Annotated in this window: 29 protein-coding genes and 1 pseudogene; 7 read left to right on the forward strand and 23 right to left on the reverse strand. The window is 65.5% G+C overall.

Going from position 1 to position 20,506, the window contains the following annotated elements; genetic code table 11:
- Positions 1–8 precede the first annotated feature (8 nt).
- From B9C43_RS59030 to B9C43_RS46620, 3 genes are all read right to left on the reverse strand, one after another.
- Positions 9–374 carry a fasciclin domain-containing protein gene (locus B9C43_RS59030; RefSeq protein ID WP_235039242.1) on the reverse strand — a complete coding sequence of 122 codons (366 nt, stop codon included), beginning with the start codon at positions 372–374 and terminating at the stop codon, positions 9–11.
- Entirely contained in the window at positions 323–622 is a 300-nt protein-coding gene (locus tag B9C43_RS59035) for a hypothetical protein (RefSeq protein ID WP_235039243.1), read from the reverse strand. The genes B9C43_RS59030 and B9C43_RS59035 overlap by 52 nt, the downstream gene beginning before the upstream one ends.
- 209 nt (positions 623–831) lie before the next feature.
- Positions 832–2,385, reverse strand: a complete 1,554-nt coding sequence (locus B9C43_RS46620; protein WP_143447076.1) for a molybdopterin-dependent oxidoreductase — start codon at positions 2,383–2,385, stop codon at positions 832–834.
- A gap of 297 nt (positions 2,386–2,682) precedes the next feature.
- Here B9C43_RS46620 and B9C43_RS46625 point away from each other — a divergent pair, with 297 nt between their 5' ends.
- Positions 2,683–3,186, forward strand: coding sequence for a DUF4394 domain-containing protein (locus B9C43_RS46625; protein WP_200826017.1), 504 nt, complete (start codon positions 2,683–2,685; stop codon positions 3,184–3,186).
- Positions 3,187–3,301: 115 nt separating this feature from the next.
- Here B9C43_RS46625 and B9C43_RS46630 read toward each other — a convergent pair whose 3' ends face one another.
- The 10 genes and pseudogenes from B9C43_RS46630 to B9C43_RS59790 form a co-directional block, all read right to left on the reverse strand.
- A complete protein-coding gene (locus tag B9C43_RS46630) occupies positions 3,302–3,874 on the reverse strand; it encodes a hypothetical protein (RefSeq protein WP_084433739.1) in 573 nt (190 codons plus the stop codon).
- Complete coding sequence (locus tag B9C43_RS46635) at positions 3,871–4,371, reverse strand: DUF6286 domain-containing protein (RefSeq protein ID WP_084433740.1); 501 nt, start codon at positions 4,369–4,371, stop codon at positions 3,871–3,873. The genes B9C43_RS46630 and B9C43_RS46635 overlap by 4 nt, the downstream gene beginning before the upstream one ends.
- A 29-nt stretch (positions 4,372–4,400) precedes the next feature.
- Entirely contained in the window at positions 4,401–4,739 is a 339-nt protein-coding gene (locus B9C43_RS46640) for an Asp23/Gls24 family envelope stress response protein (RefSeq protein ID WP_084433741.1), read from the reverse strand.
- Between the two features lie 5 nt (positions 4,740–4,744).
- Positions 4,745–4,921 (reverse strand): hypothetical protein, encoded by a 177-nt coding sequence (locus B9C43_RS57930; protein WP_200826018.1) that lies wholly within the window; start codon positions 4,919–4,921, stop codon positions 4,745–4,747.
- A gap of 62 nt (positions 4,922–4,983) precedes the next feature.
- Positions 4,984–5,466, reverse strand: coding sequence for an Asp23/Gls24 family envelope stress response protein (locus B9C43_RS46645; protein ID WP_084433742.1), 483 nt, complete (start codon positions 5,464–5,466; stop codon positions 4,984–4,986).
- Between the two features lie 87 nt (positions 5,467–5,553).
- Positions 5,554–5,883, reverse strand: coding sequence for a hypothetical protein (locus B9C43_RS46650; RefSeq protein WP_084433743.1), 330 nt, complete (start codon positions 5,881–5,883; stop codon positions 5,554–5,556).
- The gene (locus B9C43_RS46655; RefSeq protein WP_327224961.1) at positions 5,880–6,245 is read right to left on the reverse strand and encodes an Asp23/Gls24 family envelope stress response protein; all 366 of its coding nucleotides are present in this window, start codon (positions 6,243–6,245) and stop codon (positions 5,880–5,882) included. The genes B9C43_RS46650 and B9C43_RS46655 overlap by 4 nt, the downstream gene beginning before the upstream one ends.
- A gap of 16 nt (positions 6,246–6,261) precedes the next feature.
- Positions 6,262–6,831 (reverse strand): hypothetical protein, encoded by a 570-nt coding sequence (locus B9C43_RS46660; RefSeq protein ID WP_084433745.1) that lies wholly within the window; start codon positions 6,829–6,831, stop codon positions 6,262–6,264.
- A pseudogene (locus B9C43_RS46665) lies at positions 6,822–7,389 on the reverse strand (RNA polymerase sigma factor). Before B9C43_RS46665 ends, B9C43_RS46660 begins: the two are co-directional and overlap by 10 nt.
- Before the next feature lie 299 nt (positions 7,390–7,688).
- Entirely contained in the window at positions 7,689–8,000 is a 312-nt protein-coding gene (locus tag B9C43_RS59790; protein WP_084433747.1) for an ATP-binding protein, read from the reverse strand.
- Here B9C43_RS59790 and B9C43_RS46675 point away from each other — a divergent pair.
- The 3 genes from B9C43_RS46675 (at position 7,935) to B9C43_RS57160 (ending at position 9,105) form a co-directional block, all read left to right on the forward strand.
- On the forward strand, positions 7,935–8,285 hold the full coding sequence (locus B9C43_RS46675) for an STAS domain-containing protein (protein WP_160097204.1): 351 nt from the start codon (positions 7,935–7,937) through the stop codon (positions 8,283–8,285). The two genes, B9C43_RS59790 and B9C43_RS46675, sit on opposite strands and share 66 nt — an antisense overlap.
- Positions 8,286–8,362: 77 nt before the next feature.
- Positions 8,363–8,806 (forward strand): ATP-binding protein, encoded by a 444-nt coding sequence (locus B9C43_RS46680; RefSeq protein ID WP_084433749.1) that lies wholly within the window; start codon positions 8,363–8,365, stop codon positions 8,804–8,806.
- 128 nt (positions 8,807–8,934) lie between these two features.
- Entirely contained in the window at positions 8,935–9,105 is a 171-nt protein-coding gene (locus B9C43_RS57160; RefSeq protein ID WP_160097206.1) for a hypothetical protein, read from the forward strand.
- A gap of 378 nt (positions 9,106–9,483) precedes the next feature.
- On the opposite strand, the gene B9C43_RS46685 is transcribed toward B9C43_RS57160, so the two are convergent.
- Together B9C43_RS46685 and B9C43_RS60290 are read right to left on the reverse strand one after the other, a co-directional pair.
- Positions 9,484–9,870 carry an anti-sigma factor antagonist gene (locus B9C43_RS46685; protein ID WP_160097208.1) on the reverse strand — a complete coding sequence of 129 codons (387 nt, stop codon included), beginning with the start codon at positions 9,868–9,870 and terminating at the stop codon, positions 9,484–9,486.
- 85 nt (positions 9,871–9,955) lie between these two features.
- Positions 9,956–10,429, reverse strand: a complete 474-nt coding sequence (locus B9C43_RS60290; RefSeq protein WP_407657168.1) for an ATP-binding protein — start codon at positions 10,427–10,429, stop codon at positions 9,956–9,958.
- A 211-nt stretch (positions 10,430–10,640) separates the two neighbouring features.
- Between B9C43_RS60290 and B9C43_RS46695 the strand changes: the two genes are divergently transcribed.
- A complete protein-coding gene (locus B9C43_RS46695; protein WP_143447077.1) occupies positions 10,641–10,895 on the forward strand; it encodes an nSTAND1 domain-containing NTPase in 255 nt (84 codons plus the stop codon).
- 88 nt (positions 10,896–10,983) lie between these two features.
- Here the strand turns inward: B9C43_RS46695 and B9C43_RS46700 are convergent, their stop codons facing one another.
- The 4 genes from B9C43_RS46700 to B9C43_RS46715 all read right to left on the reverse strand — a co-directional run bounded on the left by B9C43_RS46700 (position 10,984) and on the right by B9C43_RS46715 (position 14,714).
- Complete coding sequence (locus tag B9C43_RS46700) at positions 10,984–11,619, reverse strand: DJ-1/PfpI family protein (RefSeq protein ID WP_268811624.1); 636 nt, start codon at positions 11,617–11,619, stop codon at positions 10,984–10,986.
- Positions 11,620–11,825: 206 nt separating this feature from the next.
- The gene (locus B9C43_RS46705) at positions 11,826–12,608 is read right to left on the reverse strand and encodes an ABC transporter ATP-binding protein (RefSeq protein WP_084433754.1); all 783 of its coding nucleotides are present in this window, start codon (positions 12,606–12,608) and stop codon (positions 11,826–11,828) included.
- Positions 12,605–13,597, reverse strand: coding sequence for a FecCD family ABC transporter permease (locus B9C43_RS46710; RefSeq protein WP_235039245.1), 993 nt, complete (start codon positions 13,595–13,597; stop codon positions 12,605–12,607). The genes B9C43_RS46705 and B9C43_RS46710 overlap by 4 nt, the downstream gene beginning before the upstream one ends.
- 109 nt (positions 13,598–13,706) lie before the next feature.
- On the reverse strand, positions 13,707–14,714 hold the full coding sequence (locus B9C43_RS46715) for an ABC transporter substrate-binding protein (RefSeq protein ID WP_084433756.1): 1,008 nt from the start codon (positions 14,712–14,714) through the stop codon (positions 13,707–13,709).
- A 186-nt stretch (positions 14,715–14,900) separates the two neighbouring features.
- Here B9C43_RS46715 and B9C43_RS46720 point away from each other — a divergent pair, with 186 nt between their 5' ends.
- Both B9C43_RS46720 and B9C43_RS46725 read left to right on the forward strand, forming a co-directional pair.
- Positions 14,901–16,094, forward strand: a complete 1,194-nt coding sequence (locus tag B9C43_RS46720) for an MFS transporter (protein WP_084433859.1) — start codon at positions 14,901–14,903, stop codon at positions 16,092–16,094.
- Positions 16,091–16,843, forward strand: a complete 753-nt coding sequence (locus tag B9C43_RS46725; protein ID WP_084433757.1) for a TauD/TfdA family dioxygenase — start codon at positions 16,091–16,093, stop codon at positions 16,841–16,843. The genes B9C43_RS46720 and B9C43_RS46725 overlap by 4 nt, the downstream gene beginning before the upstream one ends.
- Here the strand turns inward: B9C43_RS46725 and B9C43_RS46730 are convergent.
- From B9C43_RS46730 to B9C43_RS46745, 4 genes are read right to left on the reverse strand one after another with little or no spacing between them, the layout of a single operon-like run.
- Positions 16,815–17,603 carry an ABC transporter ATP-binding protein gene (locus B9C43_RS46730; protein WP_084433758.1) on the reverse strand — a complete coding sequence of 263 codons (789 nt, stop codon included), beginning with the start codon at positions 17,601–17,603 and terminating at the stop codon, positions 16,815–16,817. The two genes, B9C43_RS46725 and B9C43_RS46730, sit on opposite strands and share 29 nt — an antisense overlap.
- A 3-nt stretch (positions 17,604–17,606) precedes the next feature.
- Positions 17,607–18,326, reverse strand: coding sequence for a class I SAM-dependent methyltransferase (locus B9C43_RS46735; RefSeq protein ID WP_160097210.1), 720 nt, complete (start codon positions 18,324–18,326; stop codon positions 17,607–17,609).
- The gene (locus tag B9C43_RS46740) at positions 18,323–19,561 is read right to left on the reverse strand and encodes an MFS transporter (protein WP_084433759.1); all 1,239 of its coding nucleotides are present in this window, start codon (positions 19,559–19,561) and stop codon (positions 18,323–18,325) included. The genes B9C43_RS46735 and B9C43_RS46740 overlap by 4 nt, the downstream gene beginning before the upstream one ends.
- 3 nt (positions 19,562–19,564) lie before the next feature.
- Positions 19,565–20,497 carry an ATP-grasp domain-containing protein gene (locus B9C43_RS46745; protein ID WP_084433760.1) on the reverse strand — a complete coding sequence of 311 codons (933 nt, stop codon included), beginning with the start codon at positions 20,495–20,497 and terminating at the stop codon, positions 19,565–19,567.
- Positions 20,498–20,506 lie beyond the last annotated feature (9 nt).

Consider the following 20,506-nt stretch of genomic DNA (forward strand, 5'->3'; position numbering starts at 1 on the left):
CTGCTGTGTTACGCCGCAGGCGGCATGAGGACCGTGTCGATGATGTAGACAGTCGCGTTGGCGGTCTTGACGTTGCCACAGACCACCTTGGCGCCCGCGGAACCAACGGTGAAGTTCTGGCCGCTGCCCATCGTGGTGAGCTTGGACTTCTGGACGGTGTCGAAGTTGCCGTTCGCCAGCTCGGCCGGGGTGACCGTCTTCGGGACGACGTGGTAGGTCAGGATCTTGGTCAGCGTCGCCTTGTCGGCCAGCACCTTGTCCAGGTCAGCCTTCGGGATCTTGGCGAACGCGTCGTTGGTCGGCGCGAACACTGTGATGCCCTTCAGTCCGTTGAGCGTGTCAACCAGACCGGCCTGCTTGACCGCGGCGACCAAGTAGACAGTGCGGGGTTGTTTGACGCCGCGATGGCCACCGGGTCCTTGGCCATGCCCTCGAAGCTGCCAGCACCTTCCTTCGGCACAGCGTCGCAGGCTGGACCGAACTGGGCTGCCATCGGCTGAGTTGTGGGCGCCGGCGCTGGGGGCTGGTTCCCAGTCGACGCGGTGTCGCTGGATCCGCACGCGGCCATGGTCATCAGCGCGATTCCGCCGACGACCGCCGCGACTGTACGTGGCAAACGCATAGCTAGGGTCTCCTTGGGATTTTGTACATCTGTCAGGTATTCGAGACAGTGTTCGAAGTGGATTGGCAGAAACGGGAATATTTCTGGGCATCAACCGATCGAGGGCGCCGAGCTCAATCGCCGTGACCGACAGATAGCGGTAGCGAGTGATGTACAAGGGTGCCCGACTCCGACACGGAACGCTGTGGGGCTCCTTCGAGGGTTCGTTGTCATCCTTGCACTGTGAAGGCCGTTGAGTGCCAGCCGGTTGCGCCGTCCGGGATCGGGGGCACTCGTTGGTCAGTCTGCGTGTATCCGGCTTTGTCAGTGGCACGGCATTCCACTGTGTGCAGTCCGGGTTTGAGGTCGAGGCCCACTCGCCACATCCGCCACGTGCTGGTGTTCACCTCGTCGGCGAGCTGCGCGGTCACCCATTCTCCTTGGTCTGCACGGACTTCGACCTTGGCGATGCCCCGGGGTTGAGACCATGCGACTCCGGCGACGGTGATCTTTCCCGGGCCGACGGTCGACAGACCGACCGGCACGTCGATCCGCGACTGGGTCTTGATGGGAGCCTTCTGGCCCCAGCCGCGTTTGAGCCAGTACGACTGCTTGTCCGCGAAGTTGTTGAACTCCATGTCCACCACCCACTTGGTGGCCGACACGAACCCGTACAGCCCGGGAACGACCATCCGTGCGGGGAACCCATGTTCGGCAGGCAGCGGTTCGCCGTTCATGCCGATCGCCAGCAAGCCACGGTCAAGCACGTCGGCGACCGGCGTGCCACACGTCCACCCATCCACACTGGTGGAGAACAGCTGATCAGCAGCGGGTTTCACACCAGCCTCGGCGAACACGTCCCGCAGCGGCACGCCGATGAAGTTGGACGTGGACACGTACGGCCCACCGACCTCATTGGACACGCAGGTCATCGTGATGGTGCGTTCCACCAGCCGCATCCGCCGGATGTCTTCGAACCGCAGCATAAGCTCCTTGTCCACCGCGCCATGGATACGCAGCACGTAGTCCTCGGCACGCAGCCGCGGCACGTTGAGAAGCGTGTCGATCCGGTAGAAGTCCCGATTGGATGTGATGAACCTGGGCGTGCCCAGTTGCGCGAAGTCGGCGCCTGCGGGGATCGCCGGAGCACGGGTGGCCGGGACGAGATCGCCGATAGCGCTGCGCGACCGTTCGACGTCGACGCCGTCGGCAAGCAGTTGGCCGCCTACTCCGGCGACACCAACGCCTACCGCGACTCCGGCGGAGGTGTACATGAACTGCCGTCGGCTGGTGCTTGTGCTCAGAGTGTCGGCATCGGTCGCCCGGGAAGCCAGGCCATGCAGCCACAAGAAGATGCCGACTCCGGCCACCAGGCTGATCACAGGTGCAAGTACGTCGACGACATCGGTATCCGGCCGGGTCAGTACGGCAGCGATGCCAAGCCCGCCGAGGACGGCCGCGACGATGACACCAGGCGACAGGCTTCGGCGAGACAGAATTCCGGCGACGGCGGCGATGATCAGCAGGACGGCGGCCATACCGCCCAGCAGGACAAGTTTGTCGTTCGTTCCGAAATTGCGGACCGCGAAGTCCTTCAAAGGTGCGGGGGTCAGGTCGATCGCGGTGCTGCCGACCGCATAAAACGGCGATGCGTTCGGGTTCAACAGCCCAGCGATCAGATGGCCTGCGGTCAAGGCCGCCAGGACCGCGAGCACGCCCACCACGGTTGATCGGAGCAAGGACAGCTTGCGGCTGTCGGCGGGAGCGTCGCGTTCGTGGTCCATGTCCGGTATTCGTTGCCGAGCTCTCGATGGATGGCGCTCCGCGAGGATTTCCCATGATCCTTTTTAGACAGTGATCGTCTGGACATCTGAGACTGGCTCATGTTTGCCTGGGCGTCCCATCCGCCGTCCGTTCTGCTCCGAATGTAGTTCGGGCGCGATCTGTTGCCCATCCAAGTTCTGGCATTTTCCTGATCGACGACAGGAGTTGACTGTGCGCAGATCCATACGTGTGGTGATTGCCGGAGCGGGTGTTCTGGCGGCCATGTTGAGCGGTACCACGGCAGCAACGATCTGCTTGTGTTGAGCCGGGACGGAGTGCTCAGCCGTCACGATGCCGCTCTGCGGCTACTTCCCACGTCCAGCAAGCGTGTCACCGGCGTGGCCAAGGGCGATCGCCTGATCGCTGTGGACCTCCGTCCGGCTACCGGCGGGCTGTATTCGTTGTCCCGGTTTGGCCAGTTGTATCGGATCGACGCCAAAACCGCTGTTGCCACCGCTGTCGGTGCACCTATCGCCCTGCAGGGCAAGGCCATTGGTTTCGACTTCAACCCGACCGTCGATCGGATCAGGGTCGTCACCGACGCCGGGCAGCTGAGCACAATCGGCCGTCTGGGGCTGAATATTAGCTCTGTCAACGGCTTCGACATCACGGACACAGCGGGCACAGGTGCGTACAACCCACGAGACTACCGAGCCGTGGCCGTTGTGCAGGCACACGGAGTCTCCTGCTGGTCAGCATCGACCTCGCGACCGGCCGTGCCCGAGTGGTATCTCCGCTGCTCACTGACGCGGTCGGCTTGACGTTCGCCAACTGATCCCTCGGACGCGAGCGAGCGGCACCACACATGCTCTGGTGCCGCCCGTTCTTGCCTGGTTGTCAGGCGCGCACGTGGTTAGGCGCCTAGCGCAGGACGTCTTACAGCGCACGGGGTGCGGTTTTGGAGGTATAGCGGAACTCCGTCCACACCGGAAGCGAGGGCAGATCTAGCGCCTGGCGGAGCCGGGGAATACCGTGCTGGTTGATCTGCCGCCGAACAGCATTGAGGTCCGTGCCGTGGTTCGCGCGGATGGTGAGTACGAGGGTCGGATTGTCTTGCTGGCCGGCTAGGACTGCGCTGACCGCGTGCACTCCGTGATAGGCGGTGATGTCGCTGACGAGCGGCGCTACAGCCACATCTGCAGACAACGTGGTGCGGCCATGCTCCGGTTCAGTATCCAGACGCCATGTAGTGGTTTTCGGTCGCCGGATCAGTTGCGCAGCGAGCCAGCGAAGGCAAAGCAGGCCCAGCAGCACAGCTGTCGCGGCCGTGAGGATCAGAACCCAAGTGGGCGGCAACGCTGTCCCAGCGACCAGCGGTGAAGTGGCTGGCAACCACGGCAGCAGACCGAAGTGAGCCGAGAGCGCCAGACCTCCGGCGATGAGCAGCACGATCCCGCAGAGTGCCAGTACCCACCGGTTGAGCCGGGCCGGCCGGTTGAGGCTGCTCATTTCGTCCTCCTTGCCGCTTTCACCTTTACGGTGACCCCGAGTTGTGTGGCTAGGCCAATCTGGGTTAGGCACTGCTGCAGCGCGGATCGCACCGCGTCGGCCACGCCGTCGATGGAGGTCCGGTTGGTCCGCACGACAGCGTGAATTCGTTTGCGCCGCAGTGTGATGGCGGCGTTGCTGACGCCGTCGACCTTAGCCGCGCTCTTCAAGGCGCTGCGCACACTAGTGCGCGATACGACCGCATGCTCGCCGAAGTCATCTGCGCTGAGCGCGATTGTCAACGGCTTGCCGGGTATGAGCGCGGCGAAGACAAGCAGAACCCCGATCAGTGCAGCGACAGCACCCGCAACCGCCGGTGCAACGTCGCGCCATTGCAGGTCGTGCGCGCTTTCCGCAAGGGCTGCGAAGCTGACCAGAGCTGGTTCACCAACGGCCCACTGCACTGCGGACACCGCGGCAACAACGCACGCACCCAACATGACGAGCGCGGTGAGCACGGCAGGAATGCTGCGGCGGGGTCTACGAATCACAGCACCCTCCGGCGTGGCTTGGTGTCGGATTCCAGCGCTGCAACCGAAATGTCCACTCGTGACACGGACAGACCGGTCAGTTCCTCAACCCTGGCGATGACATGGGACCGCACACGTGCCGTAGTCGCAGCAACCGGCACGGGGTACCGAAGAGTGACGCTGATGTCCAGGGCCGTGACAACGCCAGTCACGCGGGCGCTGGCCTTGGCGGACAGCACGTCGGGGTCCTCGACCGCCGCGTGTAGCGTGACGCGGTCGACAACTCTGTCGGCGATGGTGGTACGGCCGCGTTCTACGACAACGTTGGCGGCCGGTTCGGCAAAGGCGATCGTCATCGTGCTCAGTCCCGGTCTCGCCCGAGCAGTTGGGTGAGGTCCAATTTGCCGTCGGCGACCCGTCCGGCGATCAGCCCGAGTGTGCCGAACACGGCGACCAGCAGGAACGCGGTGAACCCGCCGAACGCGGCTGCCAAGCCGAGAGCGAGGCCCGTCAATAGGCCCAGTGTCGTGGCGCTCATGATTCTCTCCTTGCCGGAAGGTGAAACCGCTGCCCCGACATAGGGGCAGCGGCAAGCCTCGGTCACTGCACGCGGCTGCTTTCTGCTTCGCCGTCGTCCTCGCCGGGCAGGTGGATGTCGTTGACGTTGATGTTGACCTCGACGACTTCCAGCCCGGTGATCTGCTCGATTCCGGTAATGACGTTGCGGCGGATGGACTTGGCGAGGTCACTGATCGGTACGCCGTACTCGACCACGATTTCGAGGTCGACCGCGGCCTGCTTCTCCCCCACCTCGACCGACACGCCTTGTCCCACACTCGCCGAAGCGCCAGGGATGCGGTCGCGGATCGCACCGAGCACGCGTGCGGTGCCTCCGCCGAGAGCATGCACACCGTTGATCTCCTTTGCCGCCAAGCCAGCGATCTTCTGCACCACGATGTCGGCAATGGTGGTGGTGCCCTCCTCGGTGATCAGCCCGCCCGCGCGCTTCGCCAGTGCGTTGCCAGGCGCCGCACCCTGTGTCTTCTGGGCAGCAGGAGTCTTCTCGGTGGTTGCGTCGCTCATGGTCTCGTCTCCTGTTGCGTCCACAGTGGTCTTGGAGGCTGTCTGCCCCGCCTGTCACGATGGAAAGACACGTCGGTTGTCGGATCGTCACGGCTCGTTGGTGTGATGACTGTCGCGTTTGAAAGCAGCCCGATCTACATCGGTGACCACAAGGCGCAGTGGCGTATCCGCCCACTCGGTGCCCGCCAGCGCTGAGCTGATCGCTTCATGTGCCTGGCGTAGCAACGCGGGCAGTGGCAGCCGCGTCGCCACTACCCTGACACTCAGCAGCTCGTCCTGGATATCGACTGCCATGGTGTCCCAATCCCACGGGACCCATGACGCCGCAGGCACCGTGGACGGTGTCGATGGGCGCAGGCCGTCGATGGTTTCCAATGCAGTCAGCACTGCCCGAGCCAGTTCGGTCGCCGGGTTCACGTCGCCAACCGCGGCACGTCAATGTCCAGGATGGACACCAGCACGGAGGTGACGTCGAGTCCCGTGGCATCGGACACCGCGGATGCGACGGCCTGTTGTACCAGGCGTGCGGTGACGGCCGCTTGGTCCTGGCCGGACGTGGCGACATCCACTTCGATGGTTGTGCCGGCGTCGTCGACGAACCGGACCCGGACGCCCTCGGTCGGCGCCGGGTCCAAGCCCTTGACCCGCTGGCGAGCTATCCGGGCGACTGAACCGACCAGGTCGGTGAATCCAGGCTGAACCCGCACTCCCGGTACGCTATTGGCGGCGTCCACTGCGACCGCAGCGACCACCGGGGCGGAAACAACGCTCTCGAACACGCACGTTCCCCTCTGTTCACGCGTCAAAGATGTCAGCCACAACTATGTCCAATTTGGCCAGTCGTACCCCGATTCGGGCCGATACCGCACCCGCCACGCGTTCCCGCACGAGCTCGTACCCGTCGGGATCCAGGCTGCGGTAGCTGATCGCGATGCTCAATTCCACGCTGATCGCGGGTACGTCGTCGATCGATTCCGCCACTTGGACACGGCATCCACGCGCGCGTACTCCTGTGACGGTGTCGGCCGCGAAGCGCAGTACTGAAGCGATTGCCTGTTCACTGATCCGTGCCTGGTGTGGTGGCGTTGTGGGCAACGGAACCATGTCCCGTCGACGAACTTCAGCGCGCACAGCGGACATGATGCGTCCCACGAAATCCACGGATGGCTCCGCAGTGTCGTGGACCAGTTCGTCGACCGCCGCGCGAAGCTTACGCAGGCTCTGCCGTACGGCTGTGCAGTGTGGACAATTCAGGTCGTGCGAGTCGGCGTGCCCGGCATCTACGATGCCCAACCGCTGCCACACATCCTCGACGTCGCGCCCGCAGGGCAACGCGTAGCGCGCTGCCGCGTCGTTCATCGCCATGGCGCCATCACCTCCGCCAATTGCGCACGGGCTCGTGCAATCCGGCCACGCACTGCTTGTGTCGTCGTGCCGATCGCCTCGGCGATTTCGTCATACGACCGGCCGTGTACCTCTCGCAGCAGCCAACAGGCCCGTTGCTCCGCAGTGAGACCGTCAAGCGCGTGGCTCAACGCCGTCATCTGTTCGCTGACCTCCGCAGCACGCTCCGGGCGGGTCCGTGAATTTGCCGATTCTTGCTCGTCCAGTTCGACATCCGCCCGTGGCCGGCGTGCGCGGATGACGTTCAAGCAGCGGTTCGTGGTGGTCCGGTACAGCCATCCCACAAACGCCGCATCGTCGTGCAACTGCGCCAACCGCCGCCACACAGTGACGAACACTTCCTGCACCGTGTCCTCAGCATCGCTCGCGCTGGCCAACATGCGTAGCGCAAGCCGATACAACGGCGCCTGATACCGGCGCACGAGCACCTCGTAGCAACGCACATCCCCGTCCCGAGAACGCGCCACCAGCGTGGGCATCGTCCAGCAAATCGGCTTCGACCTGTGCCAACGGCTTCATGGGCGGCCCCGAACTGGCTCGGCCATACGCTCGTTCTCCTCCATGGAATTACTCCGTCCTACCGGTCGGACACAGTCCAGGCCGAAACGTCACGCATTCCCATGATGGGCAGCGGTGAGCACCATCACCCGGATCAACCCCCGATCGTGCGTGACACTCGTGTCGCGCCAGGAGTCCTTCCAGCGCACGGCGGCATCCGCGGAACCGGCCGCCACGACCAAGAAGCCTTGTCAAAATAGGCCTCGTCGCGCGGAGCAGTGCCCTACTTGGCCAGTCGCGAGCTCCGACGTCACATCGACTTATTCGGAGCAGCACCACGAAAGGATCGGCGACAGCGTCCATCGCCATCGGCCGCGATCGGACACGATGATCCGCACAGCATTCACCGCGAGACTGCAGGCGGCGAACATCGTCAACGTCCCCGGCCTGTCCGGATAGGCGTGTTCCACGGCATTGCTGACCGCCTCCTCGGCGACCATCACAACATCTTGCGCGAGGTACCGTTGCGTAGAGTCACCAGTTGACGGACACGGAGGCAGACGATTGTGACGGGCGCGAGGCCAGAGCTGGCGTGGGACGTCGATCTCGATGAACAAACGACGGTCGTACATGTCGTTGGCGAAATCGACATTGAGACACAAGAGTTGTTCGATGCGGCAGTCCGCGCTGGACTCGACGGCCCGTCACCGCTGGTGATACTGGATCTGGCCAAAGTCACGTTTCTCGGCTCCATCGGTCTGCGGATCTTGATACTTGCTCACAACGAGGCTGACGAAACGGGCCGCGTGCTGAGAGTTGTGGAAGGGTCCTCAGCTGTACAACGGGTTATGGCAATCACCGGATTGAACCAGATACTGGCGTTGTATCCGACAGCGGAGAAAGCACGCCTGTCATGAAGTACAAACGAAACGTCCGGGGATATGTTTCCTGTGGGGGTTGATGGCAACCGCCGGAAGCGGGTGACGAAGCGCTGATGCTCGATGACGATAGCTCGCTGCCCCCGCTGACCGCATGGGCGGACACGCTGCCAGCCTTTGCCGCCGAGATGGTCACCAATTCGGATCTCAATCAGCCGTACATCTATACCGAACTTCCCGCCACCCCCGACCAGGCTGGCGTCGTCCGTAGGTCGATCACCGGCTGGGCTTCACGAATCGGCGTGTCAAAGTTACTTGCCCAAGACATGGTGCTGGCGACCGACGAGGCCATGAGCAACGCGATCGAGCACGCCTACCGTGGTGTCGCGGGTACCGTCACACTGTTCGCCGCATGCTCTTCCCACCACACTAAGGCCAACATCATCCTGGGAGATCGCGGCGTATGGCGGCCACCCACCGTCGACCCGGGGTTTCGCGGCCGAGGCCTGTCCATCATGGACAAGCTCGCCTCTTCCCGTTCGGGAGCGCGTCCACGTTGACCACCGAACAGCCTCACGGCGAGAACGACCACAACCGTGGGAGGAGCAGACGTCGTGAAGGTTTGCGCTTACGGCGCGACGGGTAATAGCAGAGCTAACCTTGAGCACGCAGGGTGGAGGTCGCTCCAATGAGCCATTCAACGGGCGACGATCGCCGCGAGGAGATCGTGCCGACAGGTGACCTCGCCGAGTTGTTCGAACGCATTGATCGGCACTCGCAACGGCTGCGCGAGCACGCCCAGGAGTTACGTCGGTTCCACACTGACCTGGACGGGCTCGACCAGCGCTTTCGCTCGTGAAGCCGTGTGTCAGCAACATCGTTCGCCGCCACCAGGACTCCTCGGCTGGGCGCACCATCAGTCGCTTCAAACGTGACGAGCGCGGCGCAACTTGCGGTGGTGAAGGTGCTTCTTTGCTGCCGGGTGGCGGGCCCTCCGCGGGCGATCCTGCGGGATGGTGTTGATCGCGGCCCAGTAGATCAAGGCCTCGGCTTGCATCACAACGGCAATGGAACCACCGTGGTCCTGCGCTGGACACTGTCTGCACATACATGTTGACGCGTCACGTTCGAGCTTCCGCAACGACTACTACGCACCCGTATGCAGCTACTCAGAACTGCCCAACCGGACGGCAAGCGGGCATATGGCGCGACAGCACAGCGGGACTACGACCTGCGTTTAGGGTCGCTTGCCGGAGTTGAGCGCCTCGTCGATGGAGTGGTACAAGCGCAGCGTGTCGTCGAGGCCGGTGATTTCGATGGGCCTGATCACCGGGCGGTTGCCGTCCACGATGATGCGCAACGGTTCGTGTCGTGCCTCCGCGTGACAGGTCGCATCCAGCAGGGCAGTCAGCCCTGCCGAGTCCAGGAATGTGACCTTGGTGAGGTCGAGGATGCACGGGCTGGCGCTCGTTTGGTCAATGCCGGCGGTCACCGCCGCGCGCAAACTCGGTGCGGTATGCAAGTCGACCTCGCCGGAGACCACGACCACCAGGGTGCCGTCTACAACCCGGTGAGCAATGTCCAGCCAGTCTGCTGGTGGATCGATCTCAGGTGGCTGGCTCACATGTAGGTACGCTACCCGCCCACCGACCGCTCGTGACGTCACCGGCCGCGCCATTTCTTCCCGGCGCGGCGAAGGTGCCCAGCCGTCAGCGGAGGGTGGGCCAGTGCCGGGCTGGCGCCAGATGCGGGGCATGGCCGCTGCTTCCCGGGCGGATCAAAACCAATTCGGCCCACACGGTCTTGTGATGACCGTGGTGGCGGACTCCCCACGACGAGGCCAGCCGGTCGACCAGGACCAGACCACGTCCGCCGTGCCGGTCCGGGGTCCGCATCCTCGGCTGCTCCGGCGAACCGTCGTCCACCTCGATCCGCAGGCATCGCCCCTGGTCGGCCAGGCTCAGTCGACACACGCGAGGCGCCACGGCATGGCACAGCGCATTGCTGACCAACTCGTCGACCACCAGCACTGCGTCATCAACCACGACCCCCGCGTGACCGGTGAGCAGGTCGCGGACCCGGCGCCGGACATCCCTGCTGGTTACCGCGTCCAGATCACAGCGCACATCGGTCTGGGTCGGGTCGCCGCGCGCCGCACTCCACGGCTGGGTTGACATAGCCATCCCCCACTTTCTTGCCGTCCACAGCCGACGCTGAAAACAGGCACGCGCGGCCTGAGAGGTGGATACCCATGCTGGCGCACGACAAACGCGCGACGCCCGTTCGACCGCGTCACTAACCGAGATCAATCCGGCCACCGCACGCGCATCGCCGATAGACGTACGGATACGAACGTCCACGACGAGGACCAGCGAGGACGGTTGACTAGGCGCCGTGGGCGGACAGCATCGTGCGGGGTTGCTGCCCGCATTGTCGGCTGGGGCGCTACCAGTGACCGGGTTGGCGGAGTGGCCCCAGGTGGTGTTCAGCCCTACCGCACGCCCGATGCGTGAACTCGCCGCTGTGCTGCCGGCAGGTGGTCCCGCGGTGGTCGTGGTGGACCAGTTCGAGGAGACCTTCACGCTGTGCACCGACCCAGCCGAGGCCTGTCCTACGCGGAAGCAGCGGAGACCCGCGACTGTCCAATAGGGACGCCCTGATGCCGCGTCGCCAACATCCGCAACGACCTCATCACGACCATGCATGAATCGGAACGCCCCGCCGCACCGCGATGTGACTACACCTGCGAGTCCGCCAGCAACTTCAACGCCAGCTTCTGCAACTCCGGCCCCGCCTTGCTCGGACTCCCCGTGTCGAACGGAGGCTGAGGGTCGTACTCCACCGCCAGTTGCAACGCCTTCGCCGTCTGCTCACCGGCCATCAACGACGCCAAGTACAACGCCATGTCCTGCCCGGCAGACACCCCGGCGGATGTGATGATTTTCCCGTCCCGGACGTACCGCTCGGCGACATAGGTGGCACCGAGAGTCTCCAGGTAATCTTTGCCAGACCAGTACGTCGTGGCCCGCTTGCCCACCAACAACCCGGCCTTGCCCAGAATCATCGACCCCGTGCAGACCGAGGTCGTCCACTGTGTACGCCGATGCATCCGGCGGATCCAGTCCAGAACGGCAGGCTGCTCGAACACCGCCAGCACAGCCTTCTCACTGCCACCAGGCACAATCAGCACATCCAGATCACGCACGTCCACCATCGCTCGCTCCGCCAACAGCGCGACATCCCCGGTGTCGGTCCGCACCGGGCCGGTTCGCTCGGCGATCATCGTCACCGACGCGCCCGGCAATCGCGAAAGAATCTCTGCTGGCCCAGTCGGATCAAGCAGACTGAACCTGTCGTACAACAGGATCCCGATCCGCGGCCCAGACGCGCTGTGTGCCGACGCAGGTGCCCCGAACCCAGCGACACCTGCGCCGACTGCTCCGGCAGCAGCAGCGCGTAACACTGTTCGACGACTGCTTTCCATTGGCAACCCTCCCAGTACGAAGCCAAGCCGCACAGATAGTCGACCGACCTACGCGGAAAGTTCCCATGCTGCCAAGATCTCCGGGAAAATCCCGGTCACCTCGCTTCTTGGAGATTCGGTGTGCCGTGGTAGGTGATGGCGAGGTTGCCGAGGTCATCCCGGCCGATCGTGGCGTCGATCTCGTACACCTCCCGCAGCCGATCCCGGGTCAGCACTTCGGCTGGTGGGCCGTCGGCGACGAGTTCTCCTTTGCTGAGCAGGACGAGCCGATCACAGTAACGGGCGGCCAACGCGAGGTCATGCAGGGCGACCAGCACGGTCTGGTCGGTACTCGCAAGCAGTTCCATGAGCTCGAACTGGTGGCGGATGTCGAGATGGTTGGTCGGTTCGTCGAGCAGGATGGCCCACGGTCGCTGCGCGAACGCCCGGGCGATGTGGGCTCGTTGCCGTTCTCCGCCCGAGAGGGTGTTCCAATGCCGGTCGCGCAGGCTTGCCAGGTCGAGGTGATCGAGTGCGGCGTCGATGATGGTGTGGTCGGCCGGGCTGAGACCACGCCACCGGTCGCGAAACGGGGTCCGGCCCAGTGAGACGACGTCGACGACCCGGAGATCGCTGTCACTTTCACTGGCCTGCTCGACAAACGCGAGGTGCTGGGCGATGCGACGGGTGTGCCAGCCGGTGATGTCCTCGCCGTTGTAACAGACCGCGCCGGCCGTCGGGGCGCGTAACCCGGCGAGACACCGCAGCAGCGAGGATTTCCCGGAACCGTTGGGCCCGATCAGCCCCACGGTCTGGCCGGAGCCGATCTCGACGGTGATGCCGCGGATGATCGTCCGGCCGTTCGCACCCCAGCTCAGGTTCTCGGCAGCGATCTTCACAACTCACCTCGGCGACGCAGCACGAGCAGGAACAACGGCACGCCAACCAAAGCGGTGAACACTCCGACCGGAACGTCCCGTGGGGCGAACGCGACCCGGGACAGCGCGTCTGTCCACACGAGAAAGATCGCACCCGCGAGCGCGCTCAACGGCAAGAGCGTCCGGTGCAGCGGGCCGGCGATGAACCGTATGCCGTGCGGCACGATCAGGCCAACGAACGCGATCGCACCCACGGACGCCACCACCACGGACGTCAGCACCGCGGTCACCACAAGGAGTATGAGCCTGGTCCTTCGCACGTTGATCCCCAGTGAGGCGGCAGTGTCCGTACCGAAGGCGAACCCGTCCAGCGCGGTCGAGTACAGCCACAAAACCACCAAAGCCAGTGCGCTGACGACAGCGGTCACGATGAAGGAGTCCCATCGGGACGGTGCCATCGAGCCGAGCAGCCAGTGCATGATCGCCCGGGTGGTGTCGGCATCGCTGGAAGCCATCAGGATCAGGTATGTGATCGCGTGGAACAGCAGGCCGATCACGATGCCGGTGAGCACCACCCGAACCGAACCGAGTCCTCGTCGGCCAAGCAACGCCAGCAGCAGACCGAATGACCCGAGCGCACCTACCAACGCGCCCGCGGACACGCTGATCGCTCCCCCGCCAACGGCCAGCACCACAACGATCACTGCTCCGGTGGATGCGCCGTGCGAAACGCCAAGCAGGTACGGCTCGGCGAGTGCGTTGCGGGTCACCGACTGCAGCACAGCGCCACTGATCGCCAGCGCCGCACCCACCACAGCTGCCATCAGCACACGCGGGATGCGCAACTCCCATACCAAGGAGTCGAGCAGTCGCGGCAGCGGCTCGACGTCCAGTCCAATGTGACCGCCGAAAACCCGGGCCAGCTCGTCGAAACCGATGTCACCGCTGCCGATCACCATCGCAGCGGCAAGCGACAGGAACAACGCCACCACACCGAATACGAATAGCAACGGTAGCGGCACCACCGAACCGCGCCGTGTCTCCGGTCGCGCGGACGGCGGCGTTGGAGCGGCCTGTGTGGCGGGATGGAGTACGGCGGGCAGGCGGTCTTTTGTCGTGCTATTTGGCATAGCCGAGCTCGCGCATGCCCTTGGCGACCAGGTCGAGGGTGTTGACCGAGCGCACCGACGGGTCCATCTCGATGCCGGGGACCTTGATGATCTTGTTCTCGCGCACGGCTTTGAGCTGTGACATCACCGGATGTGCCTGCATCATCGTGATCTTTTCCGCGGCGCTGTCACCGGGGGCGCCGCGCTCGGACAGGTCGCCGACCACGATGACGTCCGGGTTGCGTTCGGCGATCCGCTCCCATGACACCTCCGGCCAGTCCTCGGCCACGTCGTCGAACGCGTTGTTCCCGCCGACCAAGCGGCTCATCTCGGTAGGCAGACCGGTACCGCCAGCCACATATGGCACGCCGTTGAACGTCGAATACAGCCAGAGCACGGTCGGTTTGCCGGACACCTTCTTGCCTGTCTCAGCCGCGGCTGTGACGGCTGCCCGCTGCTTGTCGATCAGCGCGGTGACCCGGTCCTCGACCCGGAAGATCTGACCAAAGGCCTTGTAGTCGGAGAACAACAGGTCGAACGGCGTCGTGCCGGGTGCGTTGTTCTCCGGGCACTCCACCGCGCTGACGAACGTCGGCAGCCCCAGTTTGGCCAGCTCCTCGCGGGTGCCGACTCGGTCGGCGACGTACTGGGCCTTGAACGAGGCGACGACGAAGTCCGGGGTCGCGGCGCGCAACTGTTCCCCGGTGAGCAGCTTGGGGCTCAGCACCTGCACTTTCGCGTAGTCGGCCTGGTATTCGGGCGCGACCTTGGTCTTCAGATTCGCCGTGCCCGCCAGGCGGTCGGCGAGCCCGAGCGCAAGCATCGTCTCCGTGGAGGACTGGTCCAAAGTGACTACACGCTGCGGCGCGGCGGGAAACGACAGCTGCTGACCGCAACTGGTCACCGTGACGGCCGCCGCTCCCGGGTCACTGGACGGCGCAGTCGGCTGCGCGCAGCCGGTGATCCCGAGAAGACTCACCACCACTCCGGTCAGACCGGCCAGTAAGCGTGGCGCCATCGACAACCTCCAGTCAGGGACACCCGATCGAGCGACCAGCAAGAGTGTAGTGATAATCAGTTTCACTAGCGAGATCGGTCCTATCGCATTGAACTGGCATTTGCGAAACTGACGCAAGAGCTGCGGATACAGGGGGCATGGGTGACTGCACCGCCGGAAACGACCGAAGTCAGGGACTCTCGGTCGATCCTTCGCGAACCGAGTTTCGTGCGGCTGTGGATCGGCACCACGGCGTCCGGCCTGGCGACATGGGCGTTGCCGTTCGTGCTCGGCCTGGCGGTATTGGAACGCGAACTGAGCGCGGTGGGCCTGGGTGTTGTCCTGGCCACACGTACCGCCGGATTCCTGCTCGCGGTGCCGGTCGCCGGTGTGCTGGCCGACCGGCACTCCCGTCGCAGTGTCGTGTTGTGGTCCGGACTGGCGGCCGCAGCAGCCGCGCCGGTCATCGCGCTCGGTCTCGCGGTGTCGTCGCTACCACTGATGGCTGTCGCCGCCGCCTTGGCCGGTGCGGGTCAAGGAGCGTGCCGACCCGCGTTCCAAGCGCTTGTCGCCGAGGTGGTCGACGGCGAACGGCGCCAGCAGGCCAATGCCGCGATGTCGCTGGCCGTACGAGTCATCACACTGACCGCACCCGCGCTGACCGCACTCCTGGCGACCGTGCTCAACACCGACGCGCTGCTGATCGGCATCGGCCTGACCTGGCTGTGCGCCGCGCTGATCCCACCCAAGGGCCGGTACACACCCGCCGCCACCGGACCGAAAGTCCCCTTCGTCCGCCAGTTCACCGAAGGCCTGCAGGAAGCCAAACGCCATCCCTGGTTCCTCGCCGGACTGGGCGCACTCACCGCGGTGATCGCCACCGGCTACTCCGCGACCGGTGTCGCGCTGCCCCTGCTCAGCCGGGACAAGTACGACACCGAGGTTGTCCTCGCCGCGTCGCTGACCGCGTACACCGTGGGCGCTCTGGTCGGCGCGCTGCTGATCGCCCGCTGGCGCCCCCGTGCCCAGGGCTGGACCGCGCTCGCCGCACTCGCCTGTTATGGCTTCGCACCTCTCAGCTTGTTGCTGCCCGTGCACCCAGCCGTCGTGGTCGCCGCCTATGCCGTGGCAGGCCTGGGTATCGAACTGTTCAACGTGCCGTGGTTCACCGCCACGCAGCGCGAAGTCGAGCCGAGCAAGCTAGCCCGAGTGTCCTCTTTGGACTTCCTGTTCTCGTACGGCCTCGCGCCCGTCGGGCTCGCCCTCATCGCTCCCGCCATCGACGCGTTCGGCGTCACGGCCGTGCTCGGCGCCTGCGCTGCGGTGTGCTTCCTCGCCCCCGCGGCCGCCGCGCTCGTTCCCAGCACCAGGAACTTCTCCCGGACCCGGTCAAAACCATGAACAGCAACGAAATCAGCGTCCTGCCAACCCGTGTCGACGCGACCGACTCCGACAAGGCCAGGCGAGCGCTCGCCGAGAACGGGGCGGTGATCCTCACTGGCCTGCCGACCGCACCGGACGCACTCGTGATCGCCGCCGCACATCTGTACGGACAGCACATCCGGCAGATCTTCCCGATACGGGAACGAAAGTCCCATGACGGCAACGCGGTTCACTTGCACGCCGACAGCTTCGACCAGGTCGTGGACATCGGCGGTGTTGCCACCCGGCGGCGTGATCCCGACGAGGACGCGGTGCTCATCCAGTGCGTGGATCCGCCACGGTCCGGCGGCGACTCCTTCCTGGCCGACGCCTACCGCTTCGTCGACACCTGCGCCGATCCCGATCTCGTTGACTTCCTCACCGGAACAGACGTCGACCTCTACGGTGCATGGGCCGGGTTGCGCGGCCTACCTGCCACGCCGCGCGTCGCCCGGCACGTCGAGTACACCCGCACCGGCCGTCGCATCCTGCGCCGCACCGAGGGCGCTGTCCCCCTCCACCGTGATCCGGACACCGAGCGGATCCACTTGCGGCTCAAGCATTTCGAGCACACTGTGCGTCAGCTCGAACGAGAGCTCATCCGGTTCACGATGGCCGAAGGCGACATCCTCGCGCTCGACAACTACCGCTGCTGGCACGGACGCGACGCGCACACCGGTGATCGCATGGTGCGTATTCTCACCCTGCTGACGGCTGCGGCTCGCTGAGGAAGACCTGCGGCCGGAACACCAACTGCATGCAGTCCTCGTCGTCCAGGACACGAACCGACACTCGGTACACGGGTTCGAGCACCTCGCGCGTGAGCACGTCGGCTGTGGGCCCGGCCTTGGCCACGCTGCCACGGTCGAGCAGGACCAAGTGGTCGCAGTAGCGGGCGGCCAGGTTGAGGTCGTGCAGGACCACGACAGTAGTGATGCCCAGGGCCCGCACGAGGTGCAGGACTTCGTGCTGGTAGTGGATGTCCAGGTGATTGGTCGGTTCATCGAGCAGCAGGTGGTCGGCCTGCTGGGCGATCGCGCGGGCGATTAGCGTGCGTTGCTTCTCGCCTCCGGACAGCGTGGTGAAGTCGCGGTCCGCCAGTTCACGCATCCCGACTCGGTGCAGCGCCGCGGCCGCGAGCCGGTAGTCCTCGGCGGTGTAGGCCTGCAGAGCCGAACGGTGTGGTGCGCGTCCAAGCAGCACCATGTCGGCAACGGTGACCGGTAGTTCAGGCGGGGTTTCCTGGGCCACGACGGCGATCCGCCGAGGCAGTTCGCGACTGGCAAGCGAGGTGACCGGCTGGTCGTCGATCAGCACAGTGCCGCCGCGGGGGGTGAGCGCGGAGTACAGGATGCGCAGCAGTGTGGTCTTTCCGCTGCCGTTCGGGCCGATGAGCCCGACGACGCGGCCGGAGTCGGCATTCAGTCCGACTCCGGCGAGCACGGGGGTTCCGTTGTAGGCGAACGTCACGTCCGCTGCGCTGATCACGTCTCATCCTTCTCGTTGCGCGCCGACGACGAAGAAGTCGCGGCTGTCCCGGCGCACCTGGCCGGGCAATAGGTGTCCGAACGGTCGCGGCGTGCCGAAACCGGCTGTACTCAGCAACGTTGTCATCTGAGTGGCGGTGATCCCTTTCCAGTACGGCAAAGTCCGGCCCATAGCCAGGTAGTCCCGTACGGCTCCGGGGATCAGCCGCGGCGACCGAAGCAGTTGGCGAGCGGTGTGCCAACGGCCGTCGGCGACGAGCACCGCACCGCCGGGCCGGAGTGCTCGCGCCCACGACGACAGCGCTGCTCCCGGCGCGGGCAAGGTCCACAGCACATATCGGCAGGTCACCAAGTCGTAACTGGCGATGGGCACGTCGTGTCCGTCACCGTGGCACCACTCGACGGTGACGCTGCGCCGCGTGGCTTCCTCGTGGGCCCGCTCGAGCATTTGCTTCGAGGCGTCCATCCCGGTGACGTCGTGGCCCAGCTCGGCGAGCAGCACCGCGGCGAACCCGGTGCCGGTCCCCACATCGAGCACACGCCGCGGCTCAGGGCCGAGCAGCGCATTGATCGCGTCGCGATACAACCTCCGCCACGCGTCCCGTCCCGCCTCCGCATAGGACCGGTAGTACTGGTCGTAGCGTGCGGCCCGCGCATTCCAGGTGCGGGCGACGGCGACCACCGCCGCCGGGTCCGGGTCATGGGCACACGAGGACAGGGTCACCGATCGACCTCCGCTTGTCGCGCCGACCGGGGATCGGCAAGCTGGTGCGCGCCCGGCACGGCCAAAGCGCCGAGCGCTGCGGCGAGCGTCAACACTCCGCACGCTAGCAATACCGGGGTCTGTCCGACGGTGGTCAGCGCGTAGGGCAACAGGATCAGACCGAGCGGTGCCACGCCGTGAGAGACCATGAAGTCGAACGAGAACAACCGACCCATCCGCTCCGGAGGGACTTCCCGTTGGATGGCGCTGAACCACGGGATGTTGAACGCCTCGATGCCCACCCCACCGAGGAAGTACGCGAGCAGTACCAGCACCGCGCCCACTTGAGGTGACAGCGACGGCACGGTGAGCGCCAGCGGCACCAAACCGTAGAAGCTCAACCCGACGAAGGCGACCAGACCAGGGCGGCGCGGGGTCCAGCGCGCCATCAGCAGCGCGGCGGCCACCGCACCAGCCGAGTAGCAGCCCAGCGCCACACCCAGGAACGTGTCGCCGCCCAGCTCGTTGCGGCTCACCAGCGGCAAAGTCAACTGCTGCACGGCGAACCCGAGCGCCAACCACACCACCAGGGACCCAAGACCAGCAACGAACCAGCGATGCCGGGCCACCTCGCGGAGCACCTCCGCGTAGTCGGCGAACGGACGGCGCCGGGCATCATTGGACGGGGGCGGCTCACCACGCGGAAGCCGCAGCGCCAGGGCGGCGGAACCCAGCCACAGCAGACCGGTGCCCAGCAACGTGGCAGAGCCACCCACCAGCGCGTAAAGCAGAGCCGCAGCGGTCGGCCCGCCGACCAGCAGCAGCCGATTGCTCAATGTGGACAACGCGTTGGCGCGCTGCCGGTCCGGCTCGGCCACGACCTCGCCGACCAATGCCTGGTAGGCGCCGCGGAAGACCCCCTCACCGATCCCGGCGACCAGGATGGCGGCACAGACCGCCAACAATGACACCGAGAACGCGGCGACTGAGGCGAGTATCGCCGTTCCCCGCACGGCGCTTGCCACGGTGAGCACAGTGCGGCGCGGATAGCCGTCGGTGACCACGCCGCCGAGTACGGCGCCCAGCACGAAACCGACCGTGCGTGAGCCAAGCGCCAGCCCGAGCGCCGTGACCGCACCATGGGTGTCGAGCAGGAACAGCGTGAGCGCCACCGGTGTGAGCGAGGTCGCGGCGCCGGACGCGGTGTAGCTCAGCCAGGCCAGCCGGAACCGGGAATTGCGCAGAATCGCCAGCATCGCTCAGAACGTCATCGACGGGCGCCACTCGCGGCGCGCGCGATCAAAGTCGTGGGCGGCAGCCACCAGGAAGCTGGCGAGCTCGGTCAGCGGAATCGGGTCCGTACCCAGCTCCTTGAACGTGGCTGTGCATGTAGGGCAGGTGTTGACTTCGTAGACCCGTAGTTCGCCGGTCCGCTCGTCCCGCGCGATGTCCACCCCGGCGAACAAAGCGTCCATCGCCTCCGCGGCCTGCTCGGCGACCGTGCGGATGTCGTCGGTGAGTTCGGTGCGATGCCGGGTGTTGCCTGGGGCGTTGGAGATCCACGTTCCCTCTGGCGCGATGCGGGTCACCGCGGCCACCGCCTGGTAGTTCACGCACAGCACGCGGATGTCGCGATTGCTGGCCGGAACGTACGGTTGGACGTAGTACTGCTCGGGCCCGGGACCGAGTCCGCCGACGTAGTGGCGCACCGACGCTTCGTCGGTCAGCTGGTACATGCCGCGGCCGCGGGAGCTCATCAGCGGCTTGGTCACCATCGGATAGCCGCGCTCTTGCGTCCAGGCCACCAGCGTTTCCTCGTCGCGGCCCCACAGCACCGGCAGGTGCGGCACGCCGGCGCGGTGCAGCAGGGCCGAGTTGAGGTACTTGGACTGCCCGCGCATCAACGTCATTGCCGAGTTCACCACGGGTATCCCGGCCAGGCGGGCGGTCTCGAGCTGGTTCATGCCGAGGATCAGGTAGTCCTCGTAGACCCAGCCGAACATCAGGTCGGGTGCGAGTTCCCGGCCGTCGACCAGAAACCGGGTGGCCTTGTCCGTCACCTCGGTCACGAGCTCATCGGGATGCACACGGCGGGGCTCACCGCCGTGCCGTCGGATTTCGGCGAACAGGGCGCGGTGGTCGTCGTCGTCATCATCGTTGCCGAGCAGGACGATCAGCGGAACGTCAGCCATGACGGATCA

It is taken from the genome of Kibdelosporangium aridum, from assembly GCF_900176515.1.
GTDB classification, from domain to species: Bacteria; Actinomycetota; Actinomycetes; order Mycobacteriales; family Pseudonocardiaceae; genus Kibdelosporangium; species Kibdelosporangium aridum.